The organism is Pseudomonas sp. GW821-FHT01E05 (assembly GCF_059422425.1).
Map to the genome: position 1 here is coordinate 151450 of NZ_JBWKWW010000013.1, position 22724 is coordinate 174173.

Annotated in this window: 20 protein-coding genes and 1 pseudogene; 14 read left to right on the forward strand and 7 right to left on the reverse strand. The window is 58.0% G+C overall.

What is annotated here, in order from left to right; translation table 11 throughout:
* Positions 1–10: 10 nt before the first annotated feature.
* The 7 genes from AC07W5_RS25275 (at position 11) to AC07W5_RS25305 (ending at position 8260) form a co-directional block, all read left to right on the forward strand.
* Positions 11–1270, forward strand: a complete 1260-nt coding sequence (locus AC07W5_RS25275; protein ID WP_495024528.1) for a D-mannose isomerase — start codon at positions 11–13, stop codon at positions 1268–1270.
* Positions 1271–1386: 116 nt separating this feature from the next.
* Complete coding sequence (locus AC07W5_RS25280) at positions 1387–2679, forward strand: ABC transporter substrate-binding protein (RefSeq protein ID WP_495013359.1); 1293 nt, start codon at positions 1387–1389, stop codon at positions 2677–2679.
* A 155-nt stretch (positions 2680–2834) separates the two neighbouring features.
* Positions 2835–3743, forward strand: a complete 909-nt coding sequence (locus AC07W5_RS25285) for a carbohydrate ABC transporter permease (protein WP_123426692.1) — start codon at positions 2835–2837, stop codon at positions 3741–3743.
* Complete coding sequence (locus AC07W5_RS25290) at positions 3736–4581, forward strand: carbohydrate ABC transporter permease (RefSeq protein WP_494992115.1); 846 nt, start codon at positions 3736–3738, stop codon at positions 4579–4581. The genes AC07W5_RS25285 and AC07W5_RS25290 overlap by 8 nt, the downstream gene beginning before the upstream one ends.
* Positions 4582–4584: 3 nt before the next feature.
* A complete protein-coding gene (locus tag AC07W5_RS25295; RefSeq protein ID WP_495024529.1) occupies positions 4585–5745 on the forward strand; it encodes an ABC transporter ATP-binding protein in 1161 nt (386 codons plus the stop codon).
* A gap of 91 nt (positions 5746–5836) precedes the next feature.
* Entirely contained in the window at positions 5837–7186 is a 1350-nt protein-coding gene (locus AC07W5_RS25300; protein WP_495024530.1) for a carbohydrate porin, read from the forward strand.
* Between the two features lie 219 nt (positions 7187–7405).
* Complete coding sequence (locus AC07W5_RS25305; RefSeq protein WP_494992118.1) at positions 7406–8260, forward strand: D-hexose-6-phosphate mutarotase; 855 nt, start codon at positions 7406–7408, stop codon at positions 8258–8260.
* Positions 8261–8310: 50 nt separating this feature from the next.
* On the opposite strand, the gene AC07W5_RS25310 is transcribed toward AC07W5_RS25305, so the two are convergent.
* The gene (locus AC07W5_RS25310) at positions 8311–9171 is read right to left on the reverse strand and encodes a MurR/RpiR family transcriptional regulator (RefSeq protein ID WP_494992155.1); all 861 of its coding nucleotides are present in this window, start codon (positions 9169–9171) and stop codon (positions 8311–8313) included.
* Between the two features lie 206 nt (positions 9172–9377).
* On the opposite strand from AC07W5_RS25310, the gene zwf reads away from it, so the two are divergent.
* The 3 genes from zwf to AC07W5_RS25325 are packed head-to-tail and all read left to right on the forward strand — an operon-like array spanning position 9378 to position 12230.
* Positions 9378–10847, forward strand: a complete 1470-nt coding sequence (gene zwf / locus AC07W5_RS25315; protein ID WP_494992119.1) for a glucose-6-phosphate dehydrogenase — start codon at positions 9378–9380, stop codon at positions 10845–10847.
* Positions 10834–11547 (forward strand): 6-phosphogluconolactonase, encoded by a 714-nt coding sequence (gene pgl, locus AC07W5_RS25320; RefSeq protein WP_494992120.1) that lies wholly within the window; start codon positions 10834–10836, stop codon positions 11545–11547. The genes zwf and pgl overlap by 14 nt, the downstream gene beginning before the upstream one ends.
* Positions 11548–11564: 17 nt before the next feature.
* Positions 11565–12230 (forward strand): bifunctional 4-hydroxy-2-oxoglutarate aldolase/2-dehydro-3-deoxy-phosphogluconate aldolase, encoded by a 666-nt coding sequence (locus AC07W5_RS25325; protein WP_494992121.1) that lies wholly within the window; start codon positions 11565–11567, stop codon positions 12228–12230.
* A gap of 207 nt (positions 12231–12437) precedes the next feature.
* Here AC07W5_RS25325 and AC07W5_RS25330 read toward each other — a convergent pair whose 3' ends face one another.
* The gene (locus tag AC07W5_RS25330; RefSeq protein ID WP_495013361.1) at positions 12438–13622 is read right to left on the reverse strand and encodes an aminotransferase class V-fold PLP-dependent enzyme; all 1185 of its coding nucleotides are present in this window, start codon (positions 13620–13622) and stop codon (positions 12438–12440) included.
* A 163-nt stretch (positions 13623–13785) separates the two neighbouring features.
* Entirely contained in the window at positions 13786–14031 is a 246-nt protein-coding gene (locus AC07W5_RS25335; protein ID WP_489075735.1) for a DUF3820 family protein, read from the reverse strand.
* Between the two features lie 78 nt (positions 14032–14109).
* Between AC07W5_RS25335 and AC07W5_RS25340 the strand changes: the two are divergent.
* A pseudogene (locus AC07W5_RS25340) lies at positions 14110–14274 on the forward strand (HlyD family secretion protein); the annotation flags it as partial.
* Between the two features lie 52 nt (positions 14275–14326).
* Here AC07W5_RS25340 and AC07W5_RS25345 read toward each other — a convergent pair.
* Positions 14327–14797: a MaoC family dehydratase gene (locus AC07W5_RS25345; protein WP_020295762.1), complete on the reverse strand. Its 471-nt coding sequence runs from the start codon at positions 14795–14797 to the stop codon at positions 14327–14329.
* A gap of 56 nt (positions 14798–14853) precedes the next feature.
* Positions 14854–15798 carry an alpha/beta hydrolase gene (locus tag AC07W5_RS25350; RefSeq protein WP_494992123.1) on the reverse strand — a complete coding sequence of 315 codons (945 nt, stop codon included), beginning with the start codon at positions 15796–15798 and terminating at the stop codon, positions 14854–14856.
* A gap of 212 nt (positions 15799–16010) precedes the next feature.
* Here AC07W5_RS25350 and fadD2 point away from each other — a divergent pair, with 212 nt between their 5' ends.
* On the forward strand, positions 16011–17699 hold the full coding sequence (fadD2, locus tag AC07W5_RS25355; protein WP_494992124.1) for a long-chain-fatty-acid--CoA ligase FadD2: 1689 nt from the start codon (positions 16011–16013) through the stop codon (positions 17697–17699).
* Between the two features lie 411 nt (positions 17700–18110).
* On the forward strand, positions 18111–19802 hold the full coding sequence (fadD1, locus tag AC07W5_RS25360; RefSeq protein ID WP_494992125.1) for a long-chain-fatty-acid--CoA ligase FadD1: 1692 nt from the start codon (positions 18111–18113) through the stop codon (positions 19800–19802).
* Between the two features lie 45 nt (positions 19803–19847).
* Here the strand turns inward: fadD1 and AC07W5_RS25365 are convergent, their stop codons facing one another.
* Entirely contained in the window at positions 19848–20315 is a 468-nt protein-coding gene (locus AC07W5_RS25365; RefSeq protein WP_495013362.1) for a DUF4124 domain-containing protein, read from the reverse strand.
* Between the two features lie 344 nt (positions 20316–20659).
* On the opposite strand from AC07W5_RS25365, the gene mgtE reads away from it, so the two are divergent.
* Positions 20660–22102 carry a magnesium transporter gene (mgtE, locus tag AC07W5_RS25370; RefSeq protein WP_494992127.1) on the forward strand — a complete coding sequence of 481 codons (1443 nt, stop codon included), beginning with the start codon at positions 20660–20662 and terminating at the stop codon, positions 22100–22102.
* A 168-nt stretch (positions 22103–22270) separates the two neighbouring features.
* On the opposite strand, the gene AC07W5_RS25375 is transcribed toward mgtE, so the two are convergent.
* Positions 22271–22597: an Arc family DNA-binding protein gene (locus AC07W5_RS25375; protein WP_133837973.1), complete on the reverse strand. Its 327-nt coding sequence runs from the start codon at positions 22595–22597 to the stop codon at positions 22271–22273.
* Positions 22598–22724: the final 127 nt, after the last annotated feature.

Genomic DNA, 22724 nt, shown 5'->3' on the forward strand with positions numbered 1-22724 from the left:
AAGGTACCCAATGGACACCACTCCTCCAACGTTCAGCTGTTGGCTGAATTCGCCTGCCCACCACGCCTGGCTCGCCGCCGAAGGCCAGCGTCTGTTGTCATTCGCCAAAGCCGCGAAAGTTGTCGAAGGCTTTGGCAATCTCGACTATCAGGGCTGCCTCCCGGCTAATGCCCAAGCCGAAACCATGAACACCGCGCGCATGACCCACAGCTTTGCCATGGCGCACATTCAGGGCATACCCGGGTTTGCCGAACTGGTCGATCACGGTATCGCCGCCCTGAGCGGACCGCTTCGGGACGCCAGGCACGGCGGCTGGTTTGCCGCACCGTCCCACCGCGACGGCAACACGGGCAAAGCCGCCTACCTGCATGCCTTTGTCGCGCTGGCTGCCAGCTCTGCGGTTGTCGCCGGGCGGCCGGGTGCACAGGCCTTGCTGGGGGATGCGATCACGATTATCGACGAGCACTTCTGGAGCGAAGAGGAGGGCGCCATGCGCGAATCCTTCAATCGTGACTGGAGTGACGAAGAAACCTATCGCGGCGCCAACAGCAATATGCATGCAACCGAGGCTTTTCTGGCCCTGGCGGATGTCACCCAGGACAGTCGCTGGCTGGACCGCGCGTTGCGCATCGTCGAGCGGGTGATTCATACCCATGCTGCGGCCAACGAGTTCATGGTCATCGAGCATTTCGATCGACATTGGCAGCCGCTACGCGAATACAACCAGGACAAACCCGACGATGGTTTCCGGCCCTACGGCACTACCCCCGGCCACGGTTTCGAATGGGCGCGGCTGGTGCTGCACCTCGAAGCAGCTCGTCATCGGGCGGGGCTGCTGACACCGCAATGGTTGGCGACGGATGCCCAGGGCTTGTTCGACAGCGCCTGCCGTTATGGTTGGGCAGTCGATGGGGCGCCGGGCATCGTCTATACCCTGGACTGGGACAATCGCCCGGTGGTTCGCCATCGATTGCACTGGACACATGCCGAAGCCAGTGCCGCCGCCAGCGCTTTGCTCAAGCGCACGGGTGAGCCTCGTTACGAAACCTGGTATCGGCTGTTTTGGGAGTTCTGCGAAACCTGGCTGATCGATCGAGACAATGGTAGTTGGCATCACGAACTGGACCCGCAGAATCGACCCAGTGCCGATATCTGGGCCGGCAAACCCGATCTCTATCACGCCTGGCAAGCCGTTCTGCTGCCCCGTCTGCCTCTGGCGCCCAGCATGGCAACTGCCCTGGCGCAGTTATCCCTGAGCGTTGCTATGTAACCATGTCGTGACATTTACGCGTCCCTTCGTTACCTGCGAAGGCTAAAGCCCTGGTTAAAATCCTATGCAGCGCAAGCACCAGACTTGCATGCATAACAACAAGAAAGGTACTTCAGATGAATGCGATTTCTCGCCTCGCCACTGTCATTTCTCTCGCCTCATTGTTTCCCCTCAGCGCCCTTGCTGCCGAATCCAAAGGTTCCGTGGAAGTTGTGCACTGGTGGACTTCTGGCGGTGAAAAAGCAGCGGTCGATGTCCTCAAGGCTCAAGTCGAAAAAGACGGCTTCACCTGGAAGGACGGTGCAGTTGCCGGCGGCGGTGGCGCTACAGCCATGACCGTACTCAAAAGCCGCGCCGTGGCGGGTAACCCGCCGGGTGTCGCGCAAATCAAAGGCCCGGATATCCAGGAGTGGGGCAGCACTGGCCTGCTCAGCACCGACGCCCTGAAAGGCGTTTCCAAAGCGGAAAACTGGGACAGCCTGCTGTCGGTCAAGGTCGCCAATACCGTCAAGTACGAAGGCGATTACGTCGCTGTGCCGGTGAACATCCACCGGGTCAACTGGCTGTGGATCAACCCGGCCGTCTTCAAGAAAGCCGGTATCGAAAAAGCCCCGACCACCCTCGAAGAGTTCTATGCCGCTGGCGACAAACTGAAAGCCGCAGGCTTCATTGCCCTGGCCCACGGCGGTCAGCCTTGGCAGGACAGCACCGTGTTTGAAGACGTGGTGCTCTCGGTCATGGGCGCTGATGGTTACAAGAAAGCCCTGGTCGATCTGGACCAGAAAACCCTTTCCGGCCCTGAAATGGTCAAGTCCTTCACTGAGCTGAAAAAACTCACCGGTTACATGGACCCCAACCGCGCGGGTCGTGACTGGAACATCGCCGCCGCCGACGTTATCAATGGCAAGGCTGGCATGCAGATGATGGGTGACTGGGCCAAAAGCGAATGGACCGCCGCCCAAAAGGTAGCCGGCAAGGACTATCAGTGCGTGCCGTTCCCGGGCACTGAAAAAGCCTTCACCTACAACATCGACTCCCTCGCGGTGTTCAAGCTCAAGGCTGATCGCACCGGCGATATCGCTGCTCAGCAGGACCTGGCCAAGGTCGCGCTGGGTAAAGACTTCCAGAAGGTCTTCAGCATCAACAAAGGTTCGATCCCGGTTCGCACCGACATGCTCAATGACATGAGCACGTTGGGCTTCGACTCCTGCGCCCAGGCGTCGGCCAAGGATTTCCTGGCTGACGAGAAGACCGGCGGCCTGCAACCGAGCATGGCGCACAACATGGCCACGTCCCTGGCGGTACAGGGCGCGATCTTCGATGTGGTGACCAACTTCATGAACGACAAGAGCGCTGACCCGGCCAAGGCCAGCGCCCAATTGGCATCGGCCATCAAAGCCGCCCAGTAGTCCCTGACGCCGCGTGACCCTGTGGGAGCGAGCTTGCTCGCGATAGCTGACTGACATTCAACAGAGATGTTGACTGTTATTGCGTCATCGCAAGCAAGCTCGCTCCCACAAGGGGTCACTGTGCGCATTCACTTCTCTTCACCTGGATTATCCCGATGAGCTCTGTGGCGGTTTTCAGCAAAGCCTCACCGTTTGACGCACTGCAGCGCTGGCTCCCCAAACTGGTTTTGGCGCCGAGCATGCTGATCGTCCTGGTTGGCTTTTACGGTTACATCATATGGACATTCGTTCTGTCCTTTACCAATTCCAGCTTCATGCCGAGCTACAAGTGGGTAGGCCTGCAGCAGTACATCCGGTTGATGGAAAACGACCGCTGGTGGGTCGCGAGCAAGAACCTCGCGGTCTTCGGCGGTATGTTCATCGGCATCAGCCTGGTGCTCGGCGTGTTTCTGGCGGTGCTGCTGGATCAGCGCATTCGCAAGGAAGGCTTCATACGCACCATCTACCTGTACCCGATGGCGCTGTCGATGATCGTCACCGGTACCGCCTGGAAATGGCTGCTCAACCCAGGCCTGGGGCTGGACAAGATGCTGCGTGACTGGGGCTGGGAAGGCTTTCGCCTGGACTGGCTGGTGGATCAGGATCGCGTGGTCTACTGCCTGGTAATCGCCGCTGTGTGGCAAGCCTCGGGCTTTGTCATGGCGATGTTCCTGGCCGGCCTGCGCGGTGTCGATCAATCGATCATCCGTGCCGCTCAAGTCGATGGTGCGAGCTTGCCGACCATCTATTTGAAGATCGTCCTGCCGAGCCTGCGTCCGGTGTTTTTCAGCGCCTTCATGATCCTCGCGCACATCGCGATCAAGAGCTTCGACCTGGTGGCGGCGATGACGGCGGGCGGTCCGGGTTACTCCTCCGACCTGCCGGCAATGTTCATGTATTCCTTCACCTTCAGCCGTGGCCAGATGGGCATCGGTTCGGCGAGCGCGATGATGATGCTCGGCGCGATCCTGGCGATTCTGGTGCCGTACCTGTACTCCGAACTGCGAGGCAAACGTCATGAGTAATCAGCCTGGCAAACCTGCCATCAGCTTTAGCCGCATAGCGATCTACGCGACCTTATTGTTGGCCGCAGCGGTGTACCTGATTCCGCTGGTGGTGATGCTGCTGACCAGCTTCAAATCCCCGGAAGACATCCGCACCGGCAACCTGCTGAGCTGGCCGCAAGTTATCGACGGCATTGGCTGGATCAAGGCCTGGGACGTCGTGGGCGGCTACTTCTGGAACTCGGTGAAAATCACGGTCCCGGCGGTGCTGATCTCGACCTTCATCGGCGCGATGAATGGTTATGTGCTGTCGATGTGGCGCTTCCGTGGTTCACAGCTGTTCTTCGGCCTGCTGTTGTTCGGTTGCTTCCTGCCGTTCCAGACCGTGCTGCTACCGGCATCGTTCACCGTCGGCAAACTCGGCCTGGCCAATACCACCACGGGCCTGGTGCTGGTGCACATCGTCTACGGGCTGGCGTTCACCACGTTGTTCTTCCGTAACTACTACGTGAGCATTCCGGATGCGCTGGTGAAAGCGGCGCGGCTCGATGGTGCGGGGTTCTTCACCATCTTCGGGAAGATCCTGCTGCCAATGTCGATTCCGATCGTGATGGTCTGCCTGATCTGGCAATTCACCCAGATCTGGAATGACTTCCTGTTCGGTGTGGTCTTCGCCAGTGGCGATGCCCAGCCAATCACCGTGGCCCTGAACAACCTGGTCAACACCAGCACCGGGGTCAAGGAATACAACGTTGATATGGCGGCGGCGATGATCGCCGGGCTGCCGACACTGCTGGTTTACATATTCGCTGGCAAGTATTTCCTGCGTGGGCTGACGTCTGGCGCGGTCAAGGGGTAGAACATGGCAACTCTCGAATTACGCAATGTTAACAAGACTTACGGCAGCGGTTTGCCGGACACCCTGAAAAACATCGAACTGAAGATCGATGACGGTGAGTTCCTGATCCTCGTCGGCCCGTCCGGTTGCGGCAAGTCGACCTTGATGAACTGCATCGCGGGACTTGAAAACATCAGCGGCGGGGCGATTCTGGTGGACGACGCTGACATCAGCGGCATGAGCCCCAAGGATCGCGACATCGCCATGGTGTTCCAGTCCTACGCGCTGTACCCGACCATGAGCGTGCGCGACAACATCGCCTTCGGATTGAAGATCCGCAAAATGCCGGCGGCCGAGATCGAAGAGGAAGTGGCCCGCGTCGCCAAGCTGCTGCAAATCGAACACCTGCTCAGCCGCAAACCCGGCCAGCTCTCCGGTGGTCAGCAACAGCGTGTGGCCATGGGCCGCGCACTGGCTCGGCGGCCGAAGATTTATCTGTTCGACGAACCGCTGTCCAACCTCGACGCCAAGCTGCGGGTCGAGATGCGCACCGAAATGAAACTGATGCACCAGCGCCTGAAAACCACCACGGTCTATGTCACCCACGATCAGATCGAAGCCATGACCCTGGGCGACAAAGTGGCGGTGATGAAGGACGGGATCATTCAGCAATTCGGTACGCCGAAGCAGATCTACAACGATCCGGCCAACCTGTTCGTCGCCAGCTTCATTGGCTCGCCGCCGATGAACTTCATCCCGCTGCGTTTGCAGCGCAAGGAAGGCCGTCTGGTGGCGCTGCTCGACAGCGGCCAGGCGCGTTGCGAGCTGCCGCTGGGTATGCAGGATGCGGGTCTTGAAGAACGTGAAGTGATCCTCGGTATGCGTCCGGAACAGATCGTTCTGGCAGCGAACGAGCCGAACGGCTTGCCGATTATTCGTGCTGAAGTCCAGGTCACCGAACCCACCGGTCCGGACACCCTGGTGTTCGTCAATCTCAATGAAACCAAGGTTTGCTGCCGTTTGGCGCCGGACGTCGCGCCGCAAGCGGGAGAAACCCTGACGCTGCAATTTGATCCATCCAAAGTGCTGCTGTTCGACGCCAAAACCGGTGAACGTCTGGGGGTTGCCGGTCAGCCGCAAGTTGAGGCTCGTAGCACCAACGTGGCGCAGTTCAAGGGCCACTGAGTTCGTGGCGGGGTGGTCTGTCACGCGTCGCAATCGATGTAAACCGCGTTAGATAAAAACAGTTAATAACAATAAAGACGAGGATGTAGGGATGAAAAAAAGAAACGCCAATAGCCAGCTTATCTGCCAGTTGTCAGCCGTGGCGGCGATGAGTCTGGTCGGTAGCGTACAGGCTGCAGATGCGTTCAGCGAAAACTCGAAGTGGATGACCGGTGACTGGGGTGGGGAACGGACGGCGCTGATCGAGAAGGGCTACGACTTCACGCTGGACTACGTCGGTGAGGTCGGCGCTAACCTCAAAGGTGGTTTCAACAACGACAGGACAGCACGCTACAGCGACCAGTTCGGGCTTGGCGCGCATCTGGACCTGGAGAAGATTCTCGGCTGGAAAGACACCGAATTCAAAGTGGCGATCACCGAGCGTAGCGGTCGCAACATCTCTAACGACCGGATCAGTGATCCGCGTGCCGGCACCTTCAGTTCATCTCAGGAAGTCTGGGGGCGTGGGCAGACCTGGCGTCTGACCCAGCTGTGGCTCAAGCAGAAATACTTCGACGGCAAGCTGGACGTGAAGGCCGGCTATTTCGGTGAAGGCGAAGACTTCAACACTTTCCCCTGCGACTTCCAGAACCTGGCGTTCTGCGGTTCCCAGGTGGGTAACTGGGTCGGTAACATCTGGTTCAACTGGCCCGTCAGTCAGGCGGCGATCCGTGTGAAGTACAACATCACGCCTGAACTCTTTGCGCAGATTGGCGCCTACAACCAGAACCCGTCCCAGCTGGAAACCGGCAACAGTTTCAAACTCAGCGGCAGCGGCACCAAAGGCACCATCCTGCCGGTGGAGTTGGTCTGGTCGCCTAAGGTCAACGACCTGCCAGGCGAATACCGCGTCGGTTACTACTACAGCACCGCCAAGGCCGACGACGTCTTTGAAGGTGCCGATGGTCAGCCGCAACCGGTGTCCGGTGGCGCCTTCAAATCCCACAGCAGCAAGCATGGCTACTGGTTCGTCGCCCAGCAGCAACTTACCGATCACAACGGCGATGCCTCGCGCGGCCTGAATATCGCCGCCAATGCCACCTTCCACGACAAGGACACCAACGTCGTCGACAACTACCAGTCGATCATGCTGGTCTACAAAGGTCCGTTCGATGCCCGTCCGAAGGATGACGTCGGTATCGGCATCGCCCGCATCCACGTCAACGACGATGCGCAAAAACAACGTCGTCTGACCAACGACCTGAACGGCATCAGCGACTTTGACAACCCGAGCTTCCTGCCGATCCAGGAAACCGAGTACAACGCCGAGCTGAACTACGGCTTCCATGTGACCAACTGGCTGACCGTGCGCCCGAACCTGCAATACGTGATGCACCCAGGTGGTGTCGATCAAGTCGACAACGCAATCGTCGCCGGCCTGAAAATTCAGTCGGTGTTCTAACGCAGCTGCGATAAGCTCCCTCTCTATGTGCGCATTTTGCGGATGGCCTTGGCTATCCGCTTTTTTTTTTGGGGCACACATATGATCGTTCCCACGCGCGCGCGTGGGAACGCATCCCGTGACGCTCTGCGTCCAGAGCGGCATTCCCACGCAGACGGTTCGACGCCTCGACGTGGGAACGATCAACAGGTAGGCAAATGATTTTCAGGACCGCGGCACATGCATGAGCACCCGCTACAACGCTTTTTCAAATCACTCCGCGCACGCCCGACGTTTGCGTGGGAGCGCTATCAGTTGCGTGATGTGCTGGTGATCGATCATCCGCTGTGCCAGGCGGTGTTCAGTCGCCAGGGGGCGCAACTGCTGCACTTCCAGCCACGGGGGCAAAAGCCCTGGCTCTGGTGTGCGGCGAAGTGGCCGCAGGTCGGGGCGATTCGCGGTGGTGTGCCGGTGTGTTGGCCCTGGTATGGCCGACATCCAAGCGAAAACGCCTGGCCCTCCCATGGCTGGGCACGGTTGATCGACTGGAAGCTGCTCGACAGCAGCAGTGACGATGATGGCGTATGCCTGCACTGGCAATTGCAACTGTGCGACTGGCAAGTGGACCTCCATGCGCATTTGGGGGAAAGCATGGACTTGCGCCTGAGCACCGAGCATCAGGACAGTCTGCCGTGCCAGTTGAGTCATGCTTTGCACGCTTACTGGCGTATTGGTGACGTTGGTGAGGTAGCGCTGTCTGGGCTCGACGGCGCGCAGGGTTATGACCAGTTGAATCGCAAGGTTTGCCAACAGGAAGGCGAATTACGGGTCGACGGCGGCTGCCAGCGGGTGTTCCAGCATGAGGGTGAATTGCAGCTAAAGGACCATGCCTGGCAGCGCGAATTGTGTATCGATACCGGTGACAGCGCCGACACCGTGGTCTGGCATCCCGGGACGCGGCCATTGTTGGGCGTGAGCTGGAGTGAGGTCTCTGGGTTCGTCTGCGTTGAAGCGGCCAGCGGCGGGACCGACAGCCTCAGCCTGGCACCGGGGGAGAGGGCGCATTTGAGCTTGCAGGCGAGAGTCGGGGCTTAGTGATCGTTCCCATGCTCCGCGTGGGAATGTCTCTGGGAACGATCAGTGTGTCAGTTGAACTCATCCCCAATCGGATACCGGCTGGCGTTGAGGCTTTCCTTGATCTTGCGCAGGTGCGGCTGGAAGTCCACGCCACGGCGCAGGGTCATGCCGGTGGCAAGTACGTCGAGCACGGTGAGCTGGATGATCCGTGAAGTCATCGGCATATAGATGTCAGTGTCTTCGGGCAGCGGGATGTTCAGGCTCAGGGTACTGGCCTTGGCCAGGGGCGAGTCGGCGGCGGTCAGGCCGAGTACCGAAGCGCCGTTCTCCCGGGCGATGCGCGCCACTTCCACCAGTTCGCGAGTGCGGCCGGTGTAGGAAATGATCACGAACAACTCACCGGTGTGAGCGACCGAGGCAATCATCCGCTGCATCAGCACATCCGCATGGGCTGTGACGGCCAGGTTGAAGCGGAAGAATTTATGCTGGGCGTCCAGTGCCACCGGAGCCGAAGCACCGAGGCCGAAGAAGTGGATCTGCCGGGCCTGAATCAACAGATCTACCGCGCGGCTGATCAGGTTCGGGTCCAGCGCCTGGCAGGCGCTGTCCAGGGATGCGATGGCGCTGCCGAAGATTTTCTGGGTGTAGGCTTCAGGATTGTCGTCAGCCTCCACCGCACGGCTGACATAGGCCGCGCCGCTGGCCAGGCTCTGGGCCAGCTGCAGTTTAAGTTCCGGATAGCCGCTGACGCCGAACGAGCGGCAGAAACGATTGACCGTCGGCTCGCTGACCGAAGCGGCCTGGGCGAGCGCGGCGATACTGAAGCGGGTCGCCTGCTGCGGATTGAGCAGGATGATTTCGGCGACTTTGCGTTCAGCCTTGTTCAATTCTTCGAGGCGTTTCTGGATCTGTTCCAGAAGATTTCGCACGCGGTCCATATATGTTCCTTGGGTCGGCTATGCAAATTGGGCCTTTGAAGCGGCCCTCGGCGGTGGCCTATCCTACTGATGGCCTCGACCTACCACCACTCGGAATCTATATTTTGAGTAAATGTTGTGTTTATTACTACATTTTCTCTTGAGTGATGCCTTAAAAAAAGGTATTTGTAGCTTAACTTGATAAAAGAACAAACATCATGCCCTCGATTACGGTTGAACCGTGCACCTTTGCCTTGTTCGGCGCCCTCGGCGATCTGGCGCTTCGCAAGTTGTTTCCTGCTTTGTATCAGCTCGATGGTGCTGGCCTGCTGCACGACGACACGCGGATTATCGCGCTGGCGCGTGAGCCTGGCAGCGAGCAGCAGCATCTGGCATTCATCGAGGCCGAACTGCGCCGGTATGTGGATGCCAAGGAACTCGACGAAGCCGTGGTCGATCGCTTCCTGGCACGTCTGAGTTACCTGCATGTCGACTTCCTCAAGGCTGATGATTACGTCGCCCTGGCCGAACGGGCCGCAACCGCGCAGCGTGTGATTGCTTACTTCGCCACCCCGGCGGCGGTCTACGGTGCGATTTGCGAGAACCTGTCGAAGGTCGGGCTGACTCAGAACACCCGCGTGGTGTTGGAAAAACCCATCGGTTCGGACCTCGAGTCGTCGCGCAAGGTCAACGATGCGGTAGCGCAGTTCTTCCCGGAAAACCGTACCTATCGGATCGACCACTACCTGGGCAAAGAGACGGTGCAGAACCTCATCGCACTGCGCTTTGCCAACAGCTTGTTCGAAACCCAGTGGAACCAGAATTACATCTCCCACGTGGAAATCACCGTGGCCGAGAAGGTCGGTATCGAAGGCCGTTGGGGGTACTTCGACAAGGCCGGCCAATTGCGCGACATGATCCAGAATCACCTGCTGCAACTGCTCTGCCTGATCGCCATGGATCCTCCGGCCGACTTGTCTGCCGACAGTATTCGTGACGAGAAAGTAAAAGTACTCAAGGCACTGGCGCCGATCAGTCCGGAAGGCCTGACCACTCAAGTGGTGCGTGGCCAGTACATCGCCGGCCACAGCGAAGGCAAATCGGTACCGGGTTATCTGGAGGAGGAAAACTCCAACACCCAGAGCGACACTGAAACCTTCGTTGCCCTGCGCGCCGATATTCGCAACTGGCGTTGGGCCGGGGTACCGTTTTACCTGCGTACCGGCAAGCGCATGCCGCAGAAGCTGTCGCAGATCGTCATCCACTTCAAGGAACCGTCGCACTACATCTTCGCCCCCGAGCAGCGCCTGCAGATCAGCAACAAACTGATCATCCGCCTGCAACCGGACGAAGGTATTTCCTTGCGCGTGATGACCAAGGAACAAGGGCTGGACAAAGGCATGCAACTGCGCAGCGGTCCATTGCAGTTGAACTTTTCCGACACCTATCGCAGCGCGCGGATTCCCGATGCCTACGAGCGGTTGTTACTGGAAGTGATGCGCGGCAATCAGAACCTGTTTGTCCGTAAAGATGAAATCGAAGCTGCGTGGAAGTGGTGTGACCAGTTGATCGCCGGCTGGAAAAAATCCGGTGATGCGCCCAAGCCTTATGCGGCCGGGTCCTGGGGGCCGATGAGCTCAATTGCACTGATTACGCGGGATGGGAGGTCGTGGTATGGCGATATCTGAATTCAAACTGCCTCAGGGCGTCAGCGCCCATGAGTTCCTTACTCCGATGCTGCTGGCTGAAGGCCTGGCACTCAATGTAGCCGAGCAGCTGCGCGAGGCCATCAGCGCCCGTGGCGCAGCGACTCTGGTGGTGTCGGGCGGACGCAGTCCGGTGGCATTTTTCCAGTGCCTGGCCAAGCAGGATCTGGATTGGTCGAAGGTCGTGGTCTCCCTGGCCGATGAGCGCTGGGTACCGGTGGAGCACGTTGACAGCAATGCCGGCCTGCTCAAGCGTTATCTGTTGCAAGGCCCGGCTGCGAAAGCGCGGTTCCTGAGCCTGTACAGCGCTTCGGCAAACCTGGAAGAAGCTGCGCAGCTGGCAGACCGCTTGTTGGCCGAGTTGCCGACGATCGACGTGCTGGTGCTGGGCATGGGCGATGATGGGCATACCGCTTCGCTGTTCCCCAACAGCCCGAACCTTGGCCAGGCACTGAAGCTTGATGGTTCGCGCCGCTGCTGGCCGATGCTGGCGCCGACCGTGCCGCATCAGCGTCTGAGCATGAGCCGTGCGCTGCTGGCTTCGGCGAAGGTCACTGTTCTGTCTATTTCCGGTCAATCCAAATTGACCACCCTGAGTGCCGCGCTGGCTGGTGACGATATCGCCGTTATGCCGATTCGCGCATTTTTGCAACCTACGTTAGAGATTTACTGGTGCCCATGAGCCAAGGATCAGCCGCTATGACAAACACACTCCCGACCGTTTCCATGGCGGACAAAGTTGCCCTGATCGACAGCCTCTGTGCCAAGGCGCGGATTCTGCCAGTGATCACCATCGCTCGTGAACAAGACATTCTGCCGCTGGCCGATGCGCTGGCGGCCGGCGGTTTGACTGCCCTGGAAGTGACCTTGCGTTCGCAGTTCGGCCTCAAGGCGATTCAGCTGCTGCGCGAGCAGCGTCCAGAGTTGGTCACCGGTGCCGGCACTGTGCTGGATCGCAACATGCTTGCCGCTGCTGAAGCGGCCGGTTCGCAATTCATCGTCACCCCGGGCATCACCCGCGACTTGCTCCAAGCCAGCGTCGACAGCCCGATTCCGCTGTTGCCCGGCATCAGCAACGCTTCCGGGATCATGGAAGGCTATGCACTGGGCTATCGTCGCTTCAAGCTGTTCCCGGCGGAAGTCAGCGGCGGCGTCGCAGCGATCAAAGCCCTTGGCGGTCCGTTCGGCGAAGTGCGCTTCTGCCCGACTGGCGGCGTCAGCCCGGCCAATATCAAGAGCTACATGGCGCTGAAAAATGTGATGTGCGTCGGCGGTAGCTGGATGCTGGATCCCGAGTGGATCAAAAACGGTGACTGGGCCCGGATCCAGGAATGCACTGCAGAGGCTCTGGCCCTGCTGGACTGATTGGTTTTACTGAAATCGTTGTTGTTCTACGGCTTTACGGTGCACTTGGTCAGTGCGCCGTTTTTTTTTGCCTGAACAAAAGCCATCTTCGTCAGGTTTTGTATCGCCGCTCAGGGCGCCATCGCGGGCACGCCTCGCTCCTACAGGTATGCGTAATTTGTAGGAGCGAGGCTTGCCCGCGAAGGCAATGGTGCTGGCAACAAAGACCTAACTGCTCAACTCAATCAATGCCCGCGCCAGTAACCGCATATCTGCTGCCGAAGTGATAAACCCCGGCGTAATCCGAATGCATGGGCCAACCGCCGAGCCGCTGCGTGCCACGGTAAACAGGTTGTATTCGTTGAGCAGCCGCTCGACCATCACCTGCTGATTGGCGTGCCGGGTGAAGCGCATCGAGGTTATGCCGCAATACAGTCGCGGGTCGTCCGGAGTCATCACTTCGATTCCCGGTAACTCGCGAACCTCTCTCACCCACAGATCACGCAAATAATTGAGTCGCGCGCCTTTGGTGGCTGCACCGCCGATGATCCGATGTTCTTCAAGCACCAGCGGCAAGGTCAGCAACGCCGGGATGTTCGGCGTGCTGTAGGCCGTGCGTGAGCGAATGTCGGTGATCGGGAAATGACTTTCGCCCATGTCCGGATCAATGTCGGCCAGACGCTGCGGGGCGATATAGACAAAGCCCAGAGTCAGCGGTGCGCCGATCCATTTCTGCAGATTGAAACCGGCAAAGCAGATACCCAGCTCAACGAGGTTGAACTCAATCTGACCGAGGGCGTGGGCGCCGTCGAGAATCACATCGACGCCATGTTCCCGGGCTGCCGCGGCAATTGCCTGCACCGGCATGACCAGCCCGGTGCGATGGGTCACGTGAGTCAATGCCATCAGCTTCAAACGCGGGTAACGCATGAAGGCGTCGCGGTAGCTCGCCAGCAAGCTGTCGAAGCTGGCGGGGTGGCGATGCTCGATCTCGATCACCTCCACCCCGCGATTGCGCGCCAGCCAACGCATGGCACCTTTGACCGTGTCGTACTCCAGGTCGCTGAACAGCACCTGGTCGCCGGGCTGCAAGGTGTTGTAGTTGCGGATCAACGATTGCAGGGCGTCGGAGGCGCAGCGGGTGAGGGCGACCGCTTCGGGATCGACCCCCAGCAGGTCGGCCAGTTGGCGGCGGATCTGCACGCTTTCGACTTGTTCGAAATGCTGGCGCACATGCACCGAGTTGCTGCGGTTGATAAAGGCGATATTGCGCTGGTATTCATCAACCACGGTACGGCTCATGCGCCCGAAGTAACCGTTTTCCAGGTTGATGGGCCCCGGTTCGATGTCAAAGCGGTCGGCGAATGTCCGCCAAAAAGCTTCGTCGCGGGCGTGGCGGGTATTCTCGGGCATGGGGCGACTCGGTCAGTGGTTAGTGGCCTGTGTGGCTAGTTCTGTTAGTCAACTTCGGCGCCAGAAGCCCATATCCAGCGTTGCTGTTCCTCGCCATAGCGGGCTATGACTCGTCACAGCGCTTTGGCTATGAACTTCTGGCATCCGAACTTGAGCTAACGAACTAGCCGTACAGGCCACCAGGTTTGGGTTTGCCGTGCTTGGCGCGTAGTGGATCGAGCAGGTCGGACAAACCGTTGTGATCAATTTCCTGCATCAAGGCCAACAAGCCGCCCAGTTCTCCGTGAGGAAAACCTTCGCGGGCGAACCAGTTCAGGTATTGGCCGGGCAGGTCGGCAATGATGCGGCCCTTGTATTTACCAAAGGGCATTTCGCGGGTGACCAGCAGTTCAAGCTTTTCGGGATTCATGATGCGGCCGTCTTGATTCAAACATCCTGGAAAATACAGGCATTCTGTATGCGGGCCAATTGGCAGATCATACAGATGGACGGGCAACGGCTGGCGGAAGTGGAGCCGACCTTCAACTGAGGGCTCCTGGCGCAGCGGATTGCGCTAGGGATCGAGCGCGATAAGCTGCCTGAAGGCATCAACCTGAGCGCGGGGATGACCGCTAGCGTGCAGGTGGAGAAGGGCGCGGGTGGGTCGTATTGATCGTTCCCACGCTCGCGCGTCACCAGTGTCCGGGAGTGTGGGAACGATCGGGTCAGCCGATGCTGATCGCCGGCAATGTCGGCAGTGTCACGGTCTGTTGTTTACGCGGCGCCAGGATTTCAGCCTCGCCATCTACCACTAACTCATCGCGTTGGTTAAACACCCGGGTGGCGATGCGTACACGAAATTTCGGTAGTTTCTCGAGAATTTCCAGGCGCACGGTCAGGGTGTCGCCGATCTTCACCGGCTTCTGGAAGCTCATTTGCTGACCGATATAGATAGTGCCCGGCCCAGGCAGCTCGCACGCAACGGCAGCGCTGATCAGGGCGCCGCTGAACATACCGTGAGCGATGCGTTCCTTGAACATGGTCGCGGCGGCGAACTCGGCGTCCAGGTGTACCGGGTTGTGGTCGCCGGACATCGCGGCGAAGAGCTGAATATCACGCTCTTCAACGGTTTTGCTGTAGCTGGCGGTCTGGCCGACTTCGAGGGCTTCGTATGGGGTGTTGGTAACCTGGGTCATCTATCTCAAGTCCTGTGACGAAGTAATTAAATCAACTTATTGATATTAAACAAAAATTATTCAGTTCGTGGTGGCCGACGATTCTTCAATACCTGCTCCAGCCACGCGAGTACATCCCTCGTTACTTCGTCGCGGTTGCTTTCGTTGAACAGTTCGTGCCGAGCCTGTGGGTAGATAATCAGTTGCAGGTACTGGCTTCCGGCCCCGCGCAGCGCATCGACCAAGTCTTTGAGACGTGTGCCGTTGCTCACCGGATCACATTCGCCGCCGATCACCAGCAGCGGCAGGCCCGGATCAATCTGGGCGAGATTGGACGCTTTGCTGATTTGCTGCAACCCGCCCAGCATGTCGATCCATAGCTGGTTCGTACAGCGGAAGCCGCAGAGCGGGTCGTTGACGTATTTGTCGACTTCGTCGCAATCGCGGCTGAGCCAGTCAAAAGGTGTGCGATTGGGTTTGAAGGCTTTATTAAACGATCCAAATGACAGCCATTCGATCAGCGCACTGCGACCGGTGGCACCCTGGCGCATGCGTTCGAAACGAGCGATCAGGCGGGCGACGCGGTAGAGCGCAACGGGCTGAAAGTTTGAACCGCTCAGAATCGCCCCGTGCAGGCTGGCGCTATGATGCAGCAGGTAGGCTTGGGCGATGTAGCTGCCCATGCTGTGCCCGAGCAGCACAATAGGCGTTCCGGGATGCTTCTGGCCAATGTGCTGGTTAAGGCAGGCCAGGTCGCCGACCACTTTGCGCCAGCCGTCCTTGTCTGCGTAATGCCCCGGCACGCCGTGCTCGGCGGTTTTGCCGTGACCGCGTTGATCCAGGGCGTACAACCCATAACCTTGTTTGCTCAACGCTTCGGCCAGGCGGGCATAGCGGCCGCTATGTTCGGCCATTCCATGGGCCAACAAGATCACCGCTTTGAGCGCAGTCTCAGGCAGCCACTGGTTGACGTAAAGGCGGCAGTGGTCACTCGCGGTCAGCCAGAAAGTATCGTGGATCATGGCGATTCCTTTGCACGGGGTCGTTGCATTGTATAGCTCATCAGACAATTGCCGCCTGATCAGGGTGTGCCTCAGCAACAAGATTCACGCTATCAATGACACGCCGGCGTGTATTTGCCTGAATCGCTATAGCTGCTAACGTCCGAAGAGCCCCGCCTTTCAAAGAAGCAGAGATGCGGCCCGGACACGCTCAGGTAAAGAGGACAAGAACAATGCAACCTGAATTCTGGAATGACAAACGCCCGGCCGGCGTTCCCCTGGATATCGATCTGGGTGCCTACAAGTCGGTGATCGAGGTTTTCGAGCGTTCCTGCAAGAAGTTCGCTGATCGTCCAGCATTCAGCAATATGGGTGTGACCCTGACCTACGCTGAGCTGGAACGCTACAGCGCAGCATTCGCCGGTTATCTGCAAGCGCACACTGATCTGGTCGCTGGCGATCGGATTGCGATGCAGATGCCCAATGTCCTGCATTACCCGATTGCCGTGTTCGGAGCGTTGCGTGCCGGGTTGATCGTGGTCAATACCAATCCTCTGTATACCCCGCGTGAGATGCGTCATCAGTTCAAGGATTCCGGTGCCCGGGCACTGGTTTACCTGAATATGTTCGGCCAGAAAGTCCAGGAAGTGCTGGCCGATACCGAGATCCAATACCTGATCGAGGCGAAGATGGGTGATCTGATGCCCAGTGCCAAGGGGTGGTTGATCAACACCGTGGTCGACAAAGTGAAGAAGATGGTGCCGGCGTACAGCCTGCCCCAGGCCATTTCGTTCAAGAGCGCGCTGCGGCTGGGACGTGGTCATGGCATCAAGCCGTTAACCGTCAGCCTCAACGATGTCGCGGTGCTGCAATACACCGGCGGCACTACGGGCCTGGCCAAGGGCGCGATGCTCACTCATGGCAACCTGGTTGCCAACATGCAACAGGCGCGGGCTTGCCTGTCCCAGCTCGGTGCCGATGGCCAGCCGCTGCTCAGGGAAGGCCAGGAGGTGATGATCGCGCCATTGCCGCTGTACCACATCTATGCCTTCACCGCGAACTGCATGTGCATGATGGTGACCGGCAACCACAACGTTCTGATCACCAATCCGCGGGACATTGCCGGCTTTATCAAAGAGCTGAAAAACTGGCGCTTCTCGGCGCTGCTGGGACTCAACACCTTGTTCGTTGCGCTCATGGATCACCCGGATTTCAAGACCCTGGATTTCTCCAGCCTCAAGCTCACTAATTCCGGTGGTACCGCGTTGGTCAAGGCCACTGCCGAGCGTTGGCAGGCAATGACCGGTTGCCGCATTACCGAAGGTTACGGGCTGACCGAAACCTCGCCGGTTGCGTGTACCAACCCTTACGGCGACAAATCGCGGCTGGGCACGGTCGGTCTTCCGGTGCCGGGTACAACGCTGAAGGTCATTGACGATGACGGCGTCGAGCAGCCACTGGGCGAGCGCGGTGAGCTCTGCATCAAAGGCCCGCAAATCATGAAGGGCTACTGGCGGCAAGTGGAAGCCACGGCGCAAATTCTGGATACCGAAGGCTGGTTCAAGTCCGGTGACATTGCGGTGATCGATCCGGACGGTTTTGTGCGGATCGTCGATCGCAAGAAAGACATGATCATCGTGTCGGGTTTCAACGTGTACCCGAATGAAATCGAAGACGTGGTCATGGCCCATCCGAAAGTCGCCAACTGTGCGGTGATCGGTGTACCGGACGATCGTTCGGGCGAGGCGGTGAAGTTGTTTGTGGTCGCTCGCGAGTCGGGTGTCAGCCTTGAAGAGCTGAAGGCTTACTGCAAGGAAAATTTCACCGGCTACAAAGTGCCGAAGCACATCGTGCTGCGCGATTCGCTGCCGATGACACCGGTGGGCAAGATCCTGCGACGGGAGTTGCGCGATATCGCGTAATATTTTGTAAGTAGAGTGCGGGATCGATCGATCCTGAAATGATCGCAGCCTGCGGCAGTTCCTGCGAGATCAGTGCTCATCTCAATTTCATGGGTGAACACGGTCGGCGTAGGAGCTACCGATAGGCTGTGATCTTTTTTTTGGTTGATAAATACAGCTGAAACTACCGTTCTAGAGCGATTGACGAGCTTATAGAATTTTTGCTCTAAAAGTGACTATTGAGTTTTCTTAAGTCATATTTGTGACTGGTAAGGCCTTCTTTGGCTCTAGTCGGCCATTGGCAAAGCTGCTACTCTCGGCCCGCTTTGTGACTTCTCGGCCTAAGTAAAAAGCCAGATTCACCAATACATACACCAATAATAATCGCACTAAATGCGGTGATGAATTCGCGTTGCTGAGGAGTGGGCTTCCATGATCGAAAACTTTTGGAAGGATAAGTACCCAACTGGGATTGCTGTCGAGATCAACCCAGACGAGTATCCGAATATTCAGGCGGTGTTGAAGCAATCTTGCCAACGCTTCGCCAACAAGCCGGCCTTTAGCAACCTTGGCAAGACGCTCACCTACGGTGAACTGTACGAATTGTCGGGCGCTTTTGCCGCTTACCTGCAACAGCATACCGACTTGCAGCCAGGCGATCGAATCGCCGTACAGTTGCCAAACCTGCTGCAATACCCGATCGCCGTGTTTGGTGCCATTCGCGCCGGTTTGATCGTGGTCAACACCAACCCGCTGTACACCGCGCGGGAAATGGAACACCAATTCAACGACTCCGGTGCCAAGGCGCTGGTCTGCCTGGCCAACATGGCGCACCTGGCGCAAGCCGTGGTGCCCAAGACCTCAGTCAAGCATGTGATCGTTACCGAAGTGGCCGACCTGCTGCCACCACTCAAGCGCCTGCTGATCAATAGCGTCATCAAGTATGTGAAGAAGATGGTCCCGGCGTACCACTTGCCCAAGGCCATCAAATTCAACGACGTGTTGAGCAAAGGTCGCGGCCAGCCAGTCTCTGATGCCAACCCGGCCAGCGGCGATGTCGCAGTACTGCAATACACCGGCGGCACCACTGGCGTGGCCAAGGGCGCGATGCTAACCCATCGCAACCTGGTGGCGAACATGCTGCAGTGCAAGGCGCTGATGGGGTCCAACCTGAATGAAGGTTGCGAGATTCTGATCACACCGCTGCCGCTGTACCACATCTATGCCTTCACTTTTCATTGCATGGCGATGATGCTGATCGGCAACCACAACATCCTGATCAGCAACCCGCGCGACCTGTCGGCGATGGTCAAGGAGCTGTCGAAGTGGAAGTTCAGCGGCTTTGTCGGCTTGAACACGCTGTTTGTGGCGCTGTGCAACAACGAGGCATTCCGCCAGCTGGACTTCTCTGCGATGAAAGTCACTCTGTCTGGCGGCATGGCCCTGCAACTGGCCGCTGCCGAGCGCTGGAAAGCCGTGACCGGTTGCTCCATTTGCGAAGGTTATGGCATGACCGAAACCAGCCCGGTGGCCACGGTCAATCCGATCCAGAACATCCAGATCGGCACCATCGGCATTCCGGTACCGTCCACGGTCTGCAAAGTCATTGATGATGCGGGTGTCGAACAGCCGCTGGGCGAAGTGGGCGAACTGTGCGTCAAGGGTCCACAAGTCATGAAGGGTTACTGGCAGCGTCAGGAAGCCACTGATGAAATCCTCGACAGCGAAGGCTGGTTGAAGACCGGCGATATCGCGATCATCCAGCCAGACGGTTACATGCGCATCGTCGATCGCAAAAAGGACATGATTCTGGTCTCTGGTTTCAACGTCTATCCGAACGAACTCGAAGACGTGCTGGCGACTTTGCCGGGCGTGTTGCAGTGCGCAGCCATTGGCGTGCCGGACGAGAAATCGGGCGAAGCGATCAAGATTTTCATCGTCGCCAAACCGGGCGTGACCTTGACCAAGGAGCAGGTGATGCAACACATGCGCGCCAACGTCACCGGCTATAAAGTGCCGAAAGCCGTTGAGTTCCGCGATGCGCTGCCAACCACTAATGTGGGCAAGATCCTGCGCCGTGAACTGCGCAGCGAAGAACTGAAGAAGCTGGGCGCGAAGGCGTAAACAGGCTGTAAAACACAAAGCCCGCCGAGTGCGGGCTTTTTGCTGCTAGCGTTTGCCTGTTATGCAGCCTTTCTCATCGAACACGATTTGAGCGCTGCGACCTTTCTTTGCGTTGTAGCGATAGCTCGTGGTCGCATTTCGAATGCTGATTTTGTCTGGCTTGCCGAGTGCGCTTTCGACTTCCTGTTGGCTCATGCCAGGTACGATTCGTTGATTGATGATTGCCTGGCGGCGTTCTTTGGCGCTGAGCAGGCTTGCACAAACGTCATCGGGCTGCCCGACAATGACCGGCTCCTCTTTTGCTGATTTCGCTCTGAATATTTTCAGGGGGCTGCTCTTCGAGGAAGCAGCCTTGACCCCGCTCGGAGCAGGATTGGCCACATTCTGAATTCGAAGTGTCTCTTGTGGCGCGCAACCCTGGGAGGTGAAGGTGACATGGCCGTCAGCGTTTTCGCATCGCTGCACAGTCGTGGCGCTTGCTTGCGACGCTAGCCAAAGCAGGGCGAGGTACAAGAGCGAGGTCTTTCTCAGTGGCAAGCGACGTCCTCCGTGACGGTCCCGAAACAGGATAGACGGTACTTTTTTGGCCCCGGGTGTGTTTTCTTTTCTGAATGAGTCGTCGCAGCTCTACAGATTCGGACAGCGATCAGGATTGCGTTGCAAGCGCTTGTTCTTGCCGAGATTTTTTAGCGTTAAACGACATCAAGCGGTGTATCATTGCGCCCGTCAGCCCCGCCGGGGCTTGTGGAATACCTCCATGGACTTACCCAGTAGTTACTCAGTACCCCGTTTTTACAATCATGAATTGACTGATTGATCCTTCCGGCGTGCCCCGCTGCTGGGAGTGGAGTTCGCCTATGTCTGAAGTTGAAGTAAAGAAAACGCAAGAAAGTTTGCAAGACCGCCTCGCTCAAGTCGTTGAGCTGCTGCAGCGCCAGCGGGTAGTCGAAGACCTGACTCATCGCCAGGAAGGTCATCATCACGACCGGGTCGAGAACCTGGTTCACCGGCAAAACCTTGTCGAGTTGCAGCGCAAACTCGATGACCTGCACTCCGCCGACGTTGCCCACATCCTTGAAGCCTTGCCGCTTGCAGAGCGTCTGACTGTCTGGCAACTGGTCAAGGCCGAGCGCGACGGCGATATCCTCCTTGAAGTGTCCGATTCCGTTCGCGAAACGCTGATCGCCGACATGGATGATCACGAGCTCCTGGCGGCTGCCAAGGAGATGGATGCCGACGAACTCGCTGACCTGGCGCCAGAGCTGCCGCGAGACGTCGTCCACGAACTGATGGAAACCCTCGATGGCCAGCAGCGTGAGCGTGTCCGCTCCGCGTTGTCCTATGACGAGGAGCAGGTCGGTGCGCTCATGGACTTCGAGATGGTGACTATCCGTGAGGATGTCAGTCTCGAAGTGGTATTGCGTTACCTGCGTCGGCTCAAAGAACTGCCGGGTCATACCGACAAGCTGTTCGTGGTCGACTACGGCGGTGTGCTCAAGGGCGTGCTGCCGATCAAGCGGTTGTTGGTCAACGACCCGGACAAACAAGTATTGGATGTCATGGCCAGCGATCCGGTGAGTTTTCACCCGGACGAAGATGCGTACGACGCCGCTCAGGCTTTCGAACGTTATGACTTGATTTCGGCTCCTGTGGTCGACAAGAACGGCAAACTGATTGGCCGTCTGACCATCGACGAAATGGTCGACCTGATTCGTGAAGAGAGCGAAAACGAAGTTCTCAACATGGCGGGTCTGCGTGAAGAGGAAGATATTTTTGCCTCAGTCTGGAAGTCCCTGCGCAACCGCTGGGCCTGGCTGGCAATTAACCTGATTACCGCATTTGTCGCCTCTCGAGTGATCGGTCTGTTCGAAGGCTCCATCGAGAAGCTGGTGGCCCTGGCTGCTTTGATGCCGATTGTTGCCGGTATTGGCGGCAACTCGGGTAACCAGACAATTACCATGATCGTGCGCGCCATGGCGCTGGATCAGGTCAGCACCGGCAACACCTCACGCCTGATGCGCAAGGAACTGGCCGTCGGATTGATCAATGGCCTGGTCTGGGGTGGGGTGATCGGTGTGGTCTCCTACTTGCTGTATGGCAGTTGGTCGCTGGGCGTGGTGATGACCGCAGCGATGACCCTCAATCTGTTGCTGGCGGCGTTGATGGGCGTCCTGATTCCCATGACACTGGCGAGATTCGGGCGTGACCCTGCAATGGGGGCGAGCGTGATGATCACCGCCATGACCGACAGTGGCGGGTTCTTTATCTTCCTTGGGCTGGCGACGATTTTCCTGCTTTGAATCTTCCCTGCACAGTCTTACCGTTTGGCGGGCTGTGCGATTCTGCTTATATTCATTCTTGATGGGTCTTGAGCAGGGCGGTGCATGCGCCCTGCGACATGATCGGTTGTGCCGAATTTTGGGCAAAAAAAAGCCAGCGCTAGGCTGGCTTGAACTTTCAGGGTGGAATCAGGAGGCGTCTGCTGCCATTTCGGCGTCATGGGCGATCAAGGAGACCAGTGCGTTTTGCTGACGATGTGAGAGTTGGCGGAAACGTTGAAGCAGTTCGCGTTCATGGAGTGACAGTTCCGGACTGTCCAGGCGCATGCTCAATTCTTCGCCCAGCGCGCCTTCCTGAATCAGGCTTTGCTCCATGCGCGCGATGATTTCAGAATTCATGCTGCGATGATGATTGCGAGCCACCTCGGCGATGCGTTCACGCATTCCATCGGGCAGACGCACGACGAACTTGTCAGCCGTGCGGCTGGAATAAATTGCCTGTTTCAATGGGCGCATATATTTAACCGGTTAGTTCAGGGGAGCGGTTTTCGGAATTGGCCGCAAGATGTCTGTTAGGACAAGCTTCACAACCAAATGTTCAACCTGAATTGTTAAGAGGCCCGCATCATGCCTCATAAATGCC